Origin of the sequence: Exiguobacterium sp. S22-S28 (assembly GCF_043359615.1) — a bacterium.
Classification (GTDB): Bacteria; Bacillota; Bacilli; order Exiguobacteriales; family Exiguobacteriaceae; genus Exiguobacterium_A.
In genome coordinates, this window is sequence record NZ_JBHFFC010000018.1 from 64,463 (window position 1) to 77,288 (window position 12,826).

14 protein-coding genes and 1 tRNA gene are annotated in these 12,826 nt (G+C 44.7%); 9 read left to right on the forward strand and 6 right to left on the reverse strand.

Features of this window, described 5'->3' with window-relative positions; genetic code table 11:
• Positions 1-85: 85 nt before the first annotated feature.
• Positions 86-2,119: a sensor domain-containing protein gene (locus tag ACHA8N_RS05090; RefSeq protein ID WP_393964943.1), complete on the reverse strand. Its 2,034-nt coding sequence runs from the start codon at positions 2,117-2,119 to the stop codon at positions 86-88.
• A 171-nt stretch (positions 2,120-2,290) separates the two neighbouring features.
• Here ACHA8N_RS05090 and ACHA8N_RS05095 point away from each other — a divergent pair, with 171 nt between their 5' ends.
• The 3 genes from ACHA8N_RS05095 (at position 2,291) to nagE (ending at position 5,493) form a co-directional block, all read left to right on the forward strand.
• Positions 2,291-3,493: an ornithine--oxo-acid transaminase gene (locus ACHA8N_RS05095; RefSeq protein WP_393964944.1), complete on the forward strand. Its 1,203-nt coding sequence runs from the start codon at positions 2,291-2,293 to the stop codon at positions 3,491-3,493.
• Between the two features lie 134 nt (positions 3,494-3,627).
• Complete coding sequence (locus ACHA8N_RS05100) at positions 3,628-3,825, forward strand: CsbD family protein (protein ID WP_147512281.1); 198 nt, start codon at positions 3,628-3,630, stop codon at positions 3,823-3,825.
• Between the two features lie 159 nt (positions 3,826-3,984).
• Positions 3,985-5,493: an N-acetylglucosamine-specific PTS transporter subunit IIBC gene (nagE, locus tag ACHA8N_RS05105; protein ID WP_393964945.1), complete on the forward strand. Its 1,509-nt coding sequence runs from the start codon at positions 3,985-3,987 to the stop codon at positions 5,491-5,493.
• A 31-nt stretch (positions 5,494-5,524) separates the two neighbouring features.
• Here the strand turns inward: nagE and ACHA8N_RS05110 are convergent, their stop codons facing one another.
• The 4 genes from ACHA8N_RS05110 to yhfH all read right to left on the reverse strand — a co-directional run bounded on the left by ACHA8N_RS05110 (position 5,525) and on the right by yhfH (position 8,379).
• Positions 5,525-6,427 carry an EamA family transporter gene (locus tag ACHA8N_RS05110; RefSeq protein ID WP_147512279.1) on the reverse strand — a complete coding sequence of 301 codons (903 nt, stop codon included), beginning with the start codon at positions 6,425-6,427 and terminating at the stop codon, positions 5,525-5,527.
• A 93-nt stretch (positions 6,428-6,520) separates the two neighbouring features.
• The gene (locus ACHA8N_RS05115) at positions 6,521-7,174 is read right to left on the reverse strand and encodes a YkyA family protein (protein ID WP_393964946.1); all 654 of its coding nucleotides are present in this window, start codon (positions 7,172-7,174) and stop codon (positions 6,521-6,523) included.
• A gap of 12 nt (positions 7,175-7,186) precedes the next feature.
• Entirely contained in the window at positions 7,187-8,032 is an 846-nt protein-coding gene (locus ACHA8N_RS05120; RefSeq protein WP_147512277.1) for a polysaccharide deacetylase family protein, read from the reverse strand.
• A 200-nt stretch (positions 8,033-8,232) separates the two neighbouring features.
• Positions 8,233-8,379 carry a protein YhfH gene (gene yhfH, locus ACHA8N_RS05125; protein ID WP_393964947.1) on the reverse strand — a complete coding sequence of 49 codons (147 nt, stop codon included), beginning with the start codon at positions 8,377-8,379 and terminating at the stop codon, positions 8,233-8,235.
• Positions 8,380-8,572: 193 nt separating this feature from the next.
• Here yhfH and ACHA8N_RS05130 point away from each other — a divergent pair, with 193 nt between their 5' ends.
• A complete protein-coding gene (locus ACHA8N_RS05130) occupies positions 8,573-9,199 on the forward strand; it encodes a nitroreductase family protein (RefSeq protein ID WP_147512276.1) in 627 nt (208 codons plus the stop codon).
• Positions 9,200-9,345: 146 nt separating this feature from the next.
• Positions 9,346-9,418, forward strand: a tRNA-Val gene (locus ACHA8N_RS05135).
• 40 nt (positions 9,419-9,458) lie between these two features.
• On the opposite strand, the gene ACHA8N_RS05140 is transcribed toward ACHA8N_RS05135, so the two are convergent.
• Entirely contained in the window at positions 9,459-10,028 is a 570-nt protein-coding gene (locus tag ACHA8N_RS05140; RefSeq protein ID WP_393964948.1) for a YdhK family protein, read from the reverse strand.
• Between the two features lie 160 nt (positions 10,029-10,188).
• Between ACHA8N_RS05140 and ACHA8N_RS05145 the strand changes: the two genes are divergently transcribed.
• From ACHA8N_RS05145 to ACHA8N_RS05160, 4 genes are read left to right on the forward strand one after another with little or no spacing between them, the layout of a single operon-like run.
• Complete coding sequence (locus ACHA8N_RS05145; RefSeq protein ID WP_393964949.1) at positions 10,189-10,509, forward strand: hypothetical protein; 321 nt, start codon at positions 10,189-10,191, stop codon at positions 10,507-10,509.
• A 33-nt stretch (positions 10,510-10,542) separates the two neighbouring features.
• Entirely contained in the window at positions 10,543-11,550 is a 1,008-nt protein-coding gene (locus tag ACHA8N_RS05150; protein ID WP_393964950.1) for a sensor histidine kinase, read from the forward strand.
• 5 nt (positions 11,551-11,555) lie between these two features.
• Complete coding sequence (locus ACHA8N_RS05155; protein ID WP_393964951.1) at positions 11,556-12,236, forward strand: response regulator transcription factor; 681 nt, start codon at positions 11,556-11,558, stop codon at positions 12,234-12,236.
• Between the two features lie 13 nt (positions 12,237-12,249).
• Positions 12,250-12,705: a histidine phosphatase family protein gene (locus ACHA8N_RS05160; protein WP_393964952.1), complete on the forward strand. Its 456-nt coding sequence runs from the start codon at positions 12,250-12,252 to the stop codon at positions 12,703-12,705.
• The last annotated feature ends 121 nt before the right edge of the window (positions 12,706-12,826 follow it).

Sequence of the window (12,826 nt, forward strand, 5' to 3'; positions counted from 1 at the left end):
TCTTTTAAACTAAAACAATCATGAGAGCGCCCTCAACCGGAATGGTTGAGGGCGTTTGTCTGCTTGCTTGTAAGATGATAAGAGGTCACGGATTAGTATTACCAAAACGGACGGCAACTTCTTCGGCGGATAGCGGTTCAGCAAAGATAAATCCTTGCATCTGCTGACAATCCGTCTTTTCCAAATAGCGGAGGGCACTTGATGTCTCGACACCTTCGGCGACAAGGTTCAAGTTCAAGTTCCGACCAAGTTGGATGATCGAGTTCAGCAAACCATGTTCACCTAAGTCGATGCCATCGATGAACACTTTATCAATCTTGAGTTCATCAACCGGAAACGCCCGAAGATACTGCAGGGAAGAATAACCGGTTCCGAAATCATCAATCGAGAGACGGAACCCCAATGATTTAATCAACTGCATGCGTTCGATGGTGCGCTGTGTTTGGAGAATGGCGATGTTTTCGGTCATCTCCAGTGTGATAAACCGAGGATGGATTTTTTTCTCGGCGACGATGTGTTGCAACGTCCGGACAAAGGAATCGCTTTGGAACTGATGGGGTGAAATATTGATCGCCATCGTCAAGTCAGGTGAAATCTGTTGGTGCCATTTTGCGAGTTGATCACAAGCCTCAAGCACCACCCAATTATTGATTGGCGTGATCAGTGCCGCCTCTTCAGCAAGCGGAATGAATTCGTCGGGAGGAATACTGCCGAGCGCTTTATGATCCCAACGAAGTAATGCTTCAAAACCGTCAACGTGTTTGGTCTTTAAATTAATGATCGGCTGATAGGCAAGATGTAAGGCTTCGTCTTCGAGTGCCGTAAAAAGCGACCGTTCGAGTTGAAGTTTCCGTGTAAACTGTTCATCCATTTCGTGCGTCAAATATTGAATGGTTCCTGTTCCGACCGACTTTCCGGCATACAAGGCCATTTCAGAGCGCCGGTACAGGTCTTCAAGTGTCTTTGCATGAGACGGATAAACCGTGATGCCAAACGTACAGGAAATAATTAATGAATGTCCATTGATATAGTACGGACGTTGGAGTATCTGTTGTAATTTACGTACATATTGAAACAAGGAATTTCGATCCGTGACCGTAACAAGTAACCCGAACAAATCACTTGTCGGATGGAACGTCAACATCTGCTCCGCATGTTCCGAGAGTCGCGATGCAAGAGACTGAAGTAATTGATCGCCTACATGCGTCCCGAATGAATCATTGATGACTTTAAAACGATCGATATCAAATAAAATAAGAGAAATCGGAGCAGTCTCTGCTGCATGGGCAAACAAAGTTTCTCCTTCACGCAGAAAGCCGCGTCGATTCAGAAGATGTGTCATCTCATTATGATGGACAAGAAAATCAAGTTCTTGTTCAAGGTGTTCGGTTTCTGTGATGTCGGTTCCGATGAAGATATGTTGGAAGCGAACACCATCCACATCATAAATCGGAATCAGTGTCGCCTGTAGAATCTTTTCACCCCGGTCATTGGTTTGAATCGGTAATTTGCCTGACCAGGCTTTTCTGTTCTTAATTTGCGAACGGATTTCCGAAACTGCTTCTCCAGAAGGACTTAATAATTTTGTCCATGGTTGATCGACTAACATACGCGGACAAAATCCAGTCACTTCCGTCATATTCACATTCGAGTACTTAACCGTTCCACGCGCATCAAACACAAGCACACAAGCAATCTGGTCAAAAGCGTAACGTAGATCCATTAATCCCTGGAACAATGGTTTGGTACCTAATGGCGCATTAGAGGTCGGAAGGTTACAGAAGAAGGCGCCGGATATTTGGTCTTGTTCGTCAAACACTGGGGAGACAACCAGTGACGATGTCGTGCGTTCCCCTGATCTGTGCAAAAAGGTCGTATTAGGAAGCTGGATGGTTTGACGGCGTTCCAAAAAAGAGTGCCAAATTTGCTGGCTGAAAGCGACGTCTTCAGGGTCGACGAGAGGAATCGTGAGCCCTAATATATCTTCAGCCTTCCACCCCCAAAAGGATTCAGCAGCTTCATTCCACGAATGGATAGTTAAATCTACGTTTAAAATGAATGCGGGTAAAGGAAACCCTTGCATGACGATCTCATAGGAATCAATGGTCGAACGATCCATTACAGGCGCACACTCCTTTTAGTTATCCGAGTTGACGGTTCACTTGTCTTGTCTATTCCCAATATATTCAATTCTCAAGCAAAGAAATCCTGTATTTCGAGTGAAGATAATCACTAAAGTTCTGTTATAATCATATTGAAAGCGTTTTCTATATTAAGAGGGGGTCTTTTCATGAACCAAACAGAAAAAATCATCACACAGACAGAAAAATTCGGAGCACACAATTATCATCCACTTCCGATCGTCATTTCGGAAGCAGAAGGGGTCTTCGTTAAGGACCCGGAAGGGCGACAGTATATGGATATGCTTAGTGCCTATTCAGCAGTCAACCAAGGACATCGTCATCCGAAAATCATTGACGCCTTGAAGCGGCAAGCAGATAAGATCACATTGACGTCACGTGCGTTTCATAATGATCAACTGGGATTCTTTTATGAAAAAGTGGCTCAACTGACAGGAAAAGATATGGTCTTACCGATGAATACGGGAGCGGAAGCGGTCGAGACGGCAGTCAAGGCGGCAAGACGTTGGGCGTATGAAGTCAAACAAATTCCGGGAGACGCGGAAATCATCGTCTGCGAAGGGAACTTCCACGGTCGGACGATGACAGCTGTCTCGATGTCGACAGAAGCCGAGTACCAACGCGGATTCGGACCACTCTTACCGGGGATTAAAACGATTCCGTACGGCGATTTAGAAGCACTTAAAGGCGCCATCACGGAAAATACAGCTGCCTTCATCGTTGAGCCGATCCAAGGGGAAGCAGGTATCTTGATTCCATATGAAGGTTTCTTGAAAGATGCCCAAGACGTCTGTAAGGAGCAAAATGTATTACTCGTCTCAGATGAAATTCAATCAGGACTCGGTCGTTCAGGTAAATGGTTTGCTTCGGACTGGGACAATGTAACACCGGACATGTACATCTTAGGTAAAGCACTTGGGGGCGGAGTATTCCCGATTTCTTGTGTGGCCGCCAATCACGATATCCTGAGTGTCTTTAATCCAGGATCGCACGGATCGACGTTTGGTGGAAATCCGTTGGCTTGTGCTGTATCCGTCGCTTCACTCGAAGTACTGGAAGAAGAAAAGTTGCCGGAACGTTCGCTCGAACTGGGAACGTATTTCATGAATCGCTTGAAAGAAATCGATAATCCGATGATTAAAGAAGTCCGCGGACGCGGTTTATTTATCGGTGTCGAACTCACAGAAGCAGCACGTCCGTATTGCGAAGCCTTAAAAGAAAAAGGATTGCTCTGTAAAGAAACACACGAGACAGTCATTCGTTTTGCACCTCCACTCGTTATCACTAAGGATGAGCTGGACTGGGCCTTCGAACGAATCGAACAAGTTCTCGGAGTATCGGTCGCTCAATAATGAAAAAAATTCCCTGTCGGAAACGGCAGGGTTTTTTCATCAGATAGAACAGCAAATAAGTATAATTCAGATGTTTGAATATAATTCATATGGGAACATACTATTATGCGTTAAAAAAACAGGGGGTAATGAACATGTCAAACGATAGCGGATTGAATAAAAAAGTCGATGGTTTAGTTGATAAAGTTGCTGGCAAAGCGAAAGAAGCGCTTGGTAAAGCGACGGGAGATAAATCAACAGAACGTGAAGGCAAAAAAGATCAGCTTAAAGGCGATGCTAAAAAAACGGTTGGGAATGTTCAACAGAATCTCGAAGATACAAATCGTCGTTAATCTGTACTCGTAAAGATCCCTTTTGCTAAGGGATTTTTTTTATGAAAAAAATATGTATAAAGGTCTAGTCATTTGGACGTTCATGTGGAATAATAATAAGTGTTAAAGCGTTTTCATTGTCACGCCATTATTTGTTTTATTTGAGAAAGGATGAAGTGTATGTTGCAGTTTCTTCAACGAATCGGTAAAGCCTTGATGTTACCGATCGCCGTTTTACCAGCCGCAGGAATTGTCCTTCGACTTGGATCAGCTGACATGTTGGATGTTCCTCTGATGGTCGCAGCAGGTGGAGCAATTTTCGATAATCTGCCGCTGATTTTCGCGATCGGGGTCGCGATTGGTTTATCCATTGATGCAAGTGGAGCCGCCGGTTTAGCCGGGGCCGTCGGGTACTTGGTACTTAAGACGGGTGTTGACTCGATGAATAAAGATTATTCGAGTGCCCAGATTCAGGCAAAGTATGATGCCATTGCCGCCATTGTCAATGATTCCTCGACGAAGGTCGACGGCGCCACCTTGACGTCCATCGCCAATCAGGCAGCGTTAGGCTCGATGGTCAACATGGCGGTTTTCGGCGGAATCATTGCCGGTATCGTCGCCGGATTGTTATACAACCGTTTCTACAATATTAAATTGCCAGATTGGTTGGCGTTCTTCGGTGGACGTCGTTTCGTTCCAATCGTCACATCAGCAGCGATGTTGGTCTTGGCGTTTATCTTCGGTTACTTATGGCCGTTCATTGAAGACGGTATTAACAATGCCGGAGAGTGGATGGTCAGTCTTGGAGCAGGTGGAGCCGCACTGTTTGGTTTCTTCAACCGTCTATTGATTCCTGTTGGTCTGCACCATGTCTTAAATAATATTTTCTGGTTCGTCTTTGGTTCGTATGAGAAAGCAGACGGAACAATTGCAAACGGGGATATTGCCCGCTTCTTCGCAGGCGATCCTACAGCTGGAATCTACCAAGCCGGATTTTTCCCGATCATGATGTTTGCATTGCCGGCAGCGGCAGCAGCAATGGTCATGGCTGCCCGCAAAGAGAACCGGAAAGCAGTCGCAGGGGCAATGATTGGTTTGGGATTAACGTCGTTCTTAACGGGAATCACAGAGCCGATCGAGTTTTCATTCATGTTCTTGTCACCTGTTCTCTACGTCATTCATGCGGTTTTAACAGGTGTTTCAATGGCTGTCGTCAATTTACTCGGAATTCTGCACGGGTTCTCATTCTCGGCTGGATTCATTGACTACGTCCTGAACTTCGGAATCGCAACGAAACCGTTATTGTTACTTCTGGTCGGTCTCGCGTTCGCGGTCATCTACTACTTCCTGTTCTACTTCATGATCACGAAGTTTGATCTGAAAACACCGGGTCGTGAAGATGAGACGCTCGTCACAGACGCCGGACTTGTAGCAGACGTTTCGGATGATAAGTACGAACAACAAGCAGCCCGGATTTTTGCCGGATTGCAAGGAACGGATAATGTAACGTCGATCGATAACTGTGCGACACGTCTTCGTCTGCAAGTGAAAGACGCCAGTATTATCGACGAAGCAGCCATTAAAGCTGCTGGTGCAAAGGGTGTGATGAAGATGGGGGCAAAAAATGTCCAGATCATCATTGGTACGGATGTAGAATTTGTCGCTGATGCGATGAAACGTCAAAAATAATGATAAAAAACAAACGGCCTTTCCTGAATGATCAGGAAAGGTCGTTTTGTTGAACAGAGGCATCCGATTGTTTTAGGCTACTGACATAAATCGGATAGAAAATACCGATGAGGATAATGATGATACCAATCCACTGTGAAGCAGCCAGATGTTCTCCTAAAATAAGGACCGAACAGATAACCGCTGTCGGCAGTTCCGCTGCGCCAAGCAACGAGACACTGGCAGGACTGAGGTGAGGAGCACCTGCTGCGAACAAGAGCGGAGGTAGAATCAGAGCAAACAGACCAAGCGGCAACGCATACCAAATCAATCCTTGTTCAAAATTTGCAACTGTTAAAAATGTCGTCGGTGGGTACATGATCATGACGAAAAGCAGACCGCCCGTCATCATATAAAAACTCTTTTTGATGACCGGGACATGGTTTGCGACTCGACCGCTTGCAAGTAAGAAAATTGAAAAACTGACAGCTGCTCCGAGTCCGAACAACGTTCCCCGAAGGTCGAGGGCACTGGAATATGCCGCACTGGCTAAAATGGCACCGCCGATCAATAGAATAGCAGATAAGAAGTGAGAACGTGACGGCAGGCGTCTTGCAAGAATTGAATCAATCACAACGCCGATCCATGTAAACTGGAACAGGAGAATGATTGCGACTGAAGCGGAAACGGTTTGCAAGCTTTGATAATACAAGTAACCGGTCGTTCCGCTGGAAATCCCGATAGCCATCAAAGTAACAGCCGTTTTAGGATGGAGGCGAATATTTTTCGACAGCAGAGCTAAGATGAAAATCATCAGCCAACCAAAAAAGAATTGACTGCCGGAAACGGCTGCCGAGTTAAATCCTGCCCCGTAAGCGAGCTTGACAATAGTGGATAAGACGCCGTAACTAATGGCGCCGATTAAGACGAAAAGTGTTGCTTTTGAACGGTTCATACAGTTCCCTCCATGTTTTAGAACGCACAAAAAAGGTTGCAACGGGGCCTTGTCCAGGTTTTTTGGACAGGGTTTGGTTGCAACCTGTGTGAGTTATTTAATATTGAGTCCAGCTTTTTCGTAAAAAGATGGCTTTAGTTCATTGTATCGGACGGTCAATTGATTAAACTTCTTTAATGCCTCAGTCGCTTGGCGAGACGTTCGGTTTAAATCAGCTGTCGCTTCGTCAATCTTAACGAAGTTTGGTTTTTCGGTCAAGTAAGAAAGCACTTTCTTTTCTGAAGCGATCGTCGCTGCGTAACGTTTCAAAAATGTATCAAATGCTTTCTCGCGCTCTTTGAAGACATCGAGAAGAGCGGTCCCGTCTTTTTTGGAAGCAGCAGGTAATGAAGATAACGTACTTGCTAATTTCGGGAGATCTAACTCATCAAAAGCACGGGTACGAATTATTTTTTCTTGTTTTAACAATTTGACACGGTCTTCGTTCAAAGCGGTTAATTCATCCCGTTCATTTTGCGCCCGGTTAATGTCATCGGCTCCAGCTTCGAGGACTGCTTGATACGTATTGACGGAAATTTCGTCTTGGCGCGTCCGTTGCTCCGCGACGACGGCTGCTTTTTGTTCGGACTTCGCTTGTTCTTCCAACTGATCGTACATCGAGGAGGCGGGATCACTCGAGCAGGCACTGAGGATCAAGAGACCGAGACAGGTCAAACAACTAGTGAGAATCATCCGTTTTTTGATCATGAAAGTAACTCCTTATAAATGAGAGAATTTTGCGAAATTATAAGGGATATGAAAATCTTCATCATAGATGGAGAATTGATATCCTTTTTTCTTTAATCCGGCAACAATCGCAGGTAATGCCCGCAATGTTTGGGGTTGTTCATGTAACAGGATGATTTCGACCGGATCTTCCGCACGGCGGATGACGGTTTTCGCGACTTCCTTGGCACTATCTTTGTAGTACCAGTCCATTGAATCAATCGACCAATCCCAAATTCGAAGTTCAGCCTGTTCAATTTCTTTTGCAATTGACTTGGTAATGCCGGGTGTTGATCCATAAGGAGGACGTGTCAACAAAGGGGTATGATTCGTCAGTTGTTTGATTTGCTTCTGAACCCGAAGCATCTCGGGAACATATTGCTTTTCCTTATACAAGGTGTCGTAATCATGTGTTTCGCTGTGTGGTCCGATGTAATGTCCATCCTTTGCCATCAAGCGGACGACATCCGGTTGCTCATTGATGTTACTTCCGATCACGAAGAATGTCGCTTTAACATCTTGCTCGCGTAACGATTTCAAGATGTCCGGTGTCAATGCGGTCGGTCCATCTTCAAATGTCAGATAAGCTACTTTTTTAGTAATCCCGTTCCATTTTTCAACGCGTGCCTTGTCCAAGTTCGGAGTCGGGATTTTCCGCAAAGACTGGACGGATTTTACACTAGCTTGTTGTGTCGAAGTAAGATACTGATACACGATATAACCACCAAGCGGAAGAAGAATTAAAGCCATCATGATAAAAAGCTTAGCGAAATACTTTCGTTTTGGTTTTCGTTGTCTTGGACCAAGTCCGATTGGATTACCCGAGTTGTATGAATCCATTGATGTCTGAGCTCCTTTGCGGAAAATCTTATGAGTTAAATGTAACATTTTGTCTGTTTCGTTTGTAACAAAAATATTACAAAAAGATGACTCAAGACCCTGTAATTCAAAAAAAGTTTTATAAAATAGAAAAAAATACTTTTTTTAACTAAAAAAAGAAGTCTATCCGTTATCGGAGACTTCTTCTTTCGAACTTGTGATCAGTGTTCTGTAACAGAACACTCATCACATTCTGTTTTATACGATTCACATTGTTCGTCCATTTCTTTTCCACAGTGGGAGCAAGTTTTGACCGGAAGTTGACGGTAAAACTCTGGAGACGTTTCTTGGTAAAGGGGTTGTTCCATGATTTTATTCCTCCTCTTGATGTATGAATGGGCCAGCGAGTAATACTGAATTTATTTTATTGTACTAGTACAGAAGAGTTGTGTCAATTACTGTTTTATAACAGTAGATTTTTAATGAGTCTTGTCATATGACAGGTAGCGTAGAGGATGATACGATAACAAAGTAAACAGATGTATTTAGAGGGGGATTATTATGAATCAAACAGTATCTGACACACTATCACTTTTGACAGAACGTCGGTCGGTTCGTCATTACGATGAGACATTCAAGCTTTCGCAAGAAGAAGTAAAAGAGTTGATTGAATTAACGACAGCTGCACCGAGTGCCTGGAATCTGCAACATTGGCATTTCCTTGCTTTCCATTCGGAAGACGCAAAGCAACGTCTTGCGCCGATTGCTTACAATCAGCCTGCTATCAGTTCTTCTTCAGTCGTCATTGCCGTATTAGGAGATTTACAGGCAAACCGAAACTACAATCCTGTGTATGGTCCAGCCGTAGAAACAGGAGGTATGACAGAAGAACTATTCGACTCGATCAAAGGTCAAGTGGAAGGTGCTTATCAAAGCGAGGCTTATGCGAGAGATGCAGCCATGTCAAATGCCAGTCTTGCAGCGATGCAACTTATGTTGGTTGCTGAAGCAAAAGGACTGTCAACACTCGCAATGGGTGGATTTAATCATCAACTCTTTACAGAAACGTTTATTACAGAAGAACGTTTCGTCCCTGTTATGCTGATTGCTGTGGGGAAAGCGGTGGAAGATGCGAAGAAACGTCCGGCCCTTCGTCTGCCGATCAATCAGGTCACGACAATCCTATAAGTTGAAATGAAGGGACTGGCTCAAGTCAGAAGTTCAGTTCCATTCATTTTTTATTTTTCATATTTTTTTAGAAAAGTACTTGTCAGATTGTTAGTTTCTTGCTATATTAATACATGTCCTAGCAAGTACATAACGTACTGCATCATGATTCTGTAGCTCAGCTGGGAGAGCGCTACCTTGACAGGGTAGAGGTCGCTGGTTCGAGCCCAGTCAGAATCATACCAAAAAGCCCGTTCATCCTTTGATGAGCGGGCTTTTTTTAATTATCTGCCTGAAGTTCATCCTCTGTGACCCATTTATGATTCTTAACGGTTTTCCCACCCGACGTCGGTTTAAAATCAACCATATAGACCGTCGTCTGTTCAGCACTGTCAATCGTGGCTTCAGCACCGTCCATTCCTTTCATATGATCAGCGGCAAGTGTCACGTCGTCTCCCTTACTTAAAGTCGAAGCAGGGACGGGGTTAAGTTCTTCCTGGATGATCCATTTGTGATTGGTGACTTTTTCCCCACCGGTCGTCGGCGTATAACTGATCGCATAAACCGTTGTGTCAAAGGCGTCGACGACCGTTCCTTTCGCACCATCCATCCCTTGCATATGATCAGAAGCAAGAATAACTTTACTGTTATCCTCGAACTTCGGATTTTCAGCTTGTTTGATTCCTTCTGGAACTTTTCCGTCACTTGAATGCATCATTCCATCATGTGAGCTGCTTTTATCGGCGTCATGCATGTCATGCGAACCGGAGGAATCAGAGTCGGTTCCACAAGCGCCAAGACTTAAAACGGCAGTGAGAGCCAGTGTTGTAACAAACAGTTGTTTCTTCATGTGTCTACCTCCTGTATGAATCTGATTACATTACGACTATACCCGTTGCGTGTGCAAAAACCGTGCAGAAAGCGTGACGATTTGTGGTTCCTGTGTCTTGACACACATTTTCGAATCAAAAATCCTTATACTTAGCAGAGGGAAGATAAGGAGGGGGAACATGCGGCATATTTCTCATTACATCGGTCTGCTGTTTTTAACAGCGCTCTTTCTGATAGGGAGTATTCTTTTTAGTACGTTGTATTTAAATCTTGTGAATCAACGTACCGATGAAGTGTTGTCCGGATTATTGAATCGCGGAAATACGCATCGAGACGTTTTGGAGAAATCATTTGATCAACAAACAATTGATCATGTCAGTTTAATGGAATCTGCTTCTGAATTTACTGTCGTCGTGACCGATCAAAAGGGAAAAATCCTGAAATCTTCCAATCGTTTAACGGAAGAAATGAAAACAGAATTGACGCATACTGAATTTTAAGATCAACGAAAGGATTTAGTGCTACAGACGCCAATGGAGCATGGAAACTTTTTGATGACGGATAGTCCGATCACCATTGCGGGCAGTCATCGCGGGCATGTTTTTATGTTTGCTCCTGAGGATTTGATTCAACAAGTCGTCAAACCATTGCAGCAACAGTTCATTCAGGTAGGAATCATCGCGGTCCTGCTATCACTGGTCACTGTAGCGCTCTGTACACGTTTAATCTCGAAACCGCTGATTAACATGGAACGAGCGACCGCAAAGTTGAGGGACGGAAACCTGGAAGTGGATTTACCGATTGAGCGTTCAGATGAACTGGGTGCATTGGCGCGATCGATTACCCAACTGGCAAAAGATCTCGACTATGTAAACCGTGAACGCACAGAATTTTTAGCACACATCTCGCATGAATTGCGAACGCCACTGACGTATGTCAAAGGGTACGCTGATATCTTGAGTCGTCCCGATTTGCCCGACTCTGAAAAAACGATGTATCTGTCGATTATCAAGGAAGAAAGTGATCATCTCAGCCAACTGATCGAACAATTGATGTTACTGGCTCGTCTGGACGAAAATCAATTTTCGGTAGATCGTTTGCCGCTTGCACTTAACGAGGTGATTTTATCCATTGCCGACAAAATGCGACCGACGATTGAAGAAAAGGGACTGCGTTTTGTGGTGTCAGGTCATCCTGTAACTGTGATGGGGGACGAAATCCGGCTTGGTCAAGTCCTGTTAAATTTGCTGGATAACGCACGGAAATACACGGAAGTCGGTCAAATTGAAGTAGAGTACGGAAGAAATTCCGCTGGAGCATATTTTCTGGTACGGGACACGGGAATTGGAATTTCGGCAGAGGCATTGCCACATGTGAAAAAACGCTTGTACCGGAGTGAACCATCACGCTCCAGAAGTCACGGTGGATCGGGTCTCGGGTTAACGATTGCGACAGCAATCGTCCAAGCGCATGATGCAACACTCGACATAAAAAGCGAATGGCATGCCGGGACATGCGTCACAGTTCAATGGAAGGCGTGAAAAAAATGGCACGAATATTAATCGTAGATGATGAGCCACGGATGCTTCAATTGATGAAGTTATATCTGACACCTTATGGACATACCTGTCATTTGGTCGATTCAGCCCAAAAAGCGCTAAAGCTGGTTCGAAGCGTCCCCATCGACTTGGCCTTGTTGGATGTCATGATGCCTGAAATGGATGGCTGGACATTATGCCAAAAAATCCGACAGATTGCTGATTTTCCAATCATCATGGTGACGGCACGTAATCAAAAAGAGGACATTTTACGAGGTCATGAAGTAGGGGCAGATGACTATGTCGCAAAACCGATCCATGAAGGAGAACTACTGGCGCGGATTGAATTATTGATTGGTCGAATCAAACAGGAAGAAGAGACATTTCATGGACTGTCTTATGATGCTGCTGCGTACCGTTGTGAATTCAACCAGCAAAAAATTCTCCTGACCAAAACGGAATTTCAACTGTTAGGGAAATTGCTCGCCTCTAAGAATCGTATTTTATCGAGGGAGCAGCTCGTCCTCTCACTGTGGGGAGATGATCAATCAATCGAACCACGAACCATCGATTCACATATCCGCCACCTGCGCGAAAAATTACGGCGTGCCGGGTTTCCAATCGATGTTCATTTAGAGACGGTTCGTGGAGTGGGTTATCGATTGCTCGAAGCAACAACTGAGAATTGAGAAGGGAGACACCATGACAACCATCTATTTAGTAAGGCATGCTCATTCAACCTATTCACCGGACGAAAAAGCACGACCCTTATCCGAGCGGGGCACGGCTGACGCCGAACAATTGCGTTTGTTTTTTCAAGAAATCACGCCGGATTACATCTATGCGAGTCCGTACCGACGGGCAATCGAAACCGTTCAACCGATAGCGGAACACTATGGACTGCCCATCCAGGAAGCGGAAGTATTTCAGGAACGAGTACTGGCTCCCGGTCAATTGGATGATTTCCAGCAAGCTGTCGAGTACGTCTGGAACTACCCCGACAAAAATCCATACGGTGGAGAATCAAACAACACTGCACAGCACCGTGTTGTTGCAGGTGCACGGCAGTTGGTAAGGAAACACACAAATGAGACAGTTGTCGTCGGGACGCACGGGAATATCATGGTGTTGTTGATGCAACATTTTGATCCGGCATAAGATTACTCCTTTTGGTCGCATTTAGCGATGCCAGCCGTCTACCGTTTAGTATTTGACGGCGAGACATGCCTTCAAATCGAAGAAGTATCCCTAGCTTCATCATCAAAATAAAAACAGGAGA

Bases quoted from the DNA above. Each gene is read 5' to 3' on its own strand.
- ACHA8N_RS05090 (WP_393964943.1), bottom strand. From the start codon at position 2,119: ATGGATCGTTCGACCATTGATTCCTATGAGATCGTCATGCAAGGGTTT.
- ACHA8N_RS05095 (WP_393964944.1), top strand. From the start codon at position 2,291: ATGAACCAAACAGAAAAAATCATCACACAGACAGAAAAATTCGGAGCA.
- ACHA8N_RS05100 (WP_147512281.1), top strand. From the start codon at position 3,628: ATGTCAAACGATAGCGGATTGAATAAAAAAGTCGATGGTTTAGTTGAT.
- nagE (WP_393964945.1), top strand. From the start codon at position 3,985: ATGTTGCAGTTTCTTCAACGAATCGGTAAAGCCTTGATGTTACCGATC.
- ACHA8N_RS05110 (WP_147512279.1), bottom strand. From the start codon at position 6,427: ATGAACCGTTCAAAAGCAACACTTTTCGTCTTAATCGGCGCCATTAGT.
- ACHA8N_RS05115 (WP_393964946.1), bottom strand. From the start codon at position 7,174: ATGATCAAAAAACGGATGATTCTCACTAGTTGTTTGACCTGTCTCGGT.
- ACHA8N_RS05120 (WP_147512277.1), bottom strand. From the start codon at position 8,032: ATGGATTCATACAACTCGGGTAATCCAATCGGACTTGGTCCAAGACAA.
- yhfH (WP_393964947.1), bottom strand. From the start codon at position 8,379: ATGGAACAACCCCTTTACCAAGAAACGTCTCCAGAGTTTTACCGTCAA.
- ACHA8N_RS05130 (WP_147512276.1), top strand. From the start codon at position 8,573: ATGAATCAAACAGTATCTGACACACTATCACTTTTGACAGAACGTCGG.
- ACHA8N_RS05140 (WP_393964948.1), bottom strand. From the start codon at position 10,028: ATGAAGAAACAACTGTTTGTTACAACACTGGCTCTCACTGCCGTTTTA.
- ACHA8N_RS05145 (WP_393964949.1), top strand. From the start codon at position 10,189: ATGCGGCATATTTCTCATTACATCGGTCTGCTGTTTTTAACAGCGCTC.
- ACHA8N_RS05150 (WP_393964950.1), top strand. From the start codon at position 10,543: ATGGAGCATGGAAACTTTTTGATGACGGATAGTCCGATCACCATTGCG.
- ACHA8N_RS05155 (WP_393964951.1), top strand. From the start codon at position 11,556: ATGGCACGAATATTAATCGTAGATGATGAGCCACGGATGCTTCAATTG.
- ACHA8N_RS05160 (WP_393964952.1), top strand. From the start codon at position 12,250: ATGACAACCATCTATTTAGTAAGGCATGCTCATTCAACCTATTCACCG.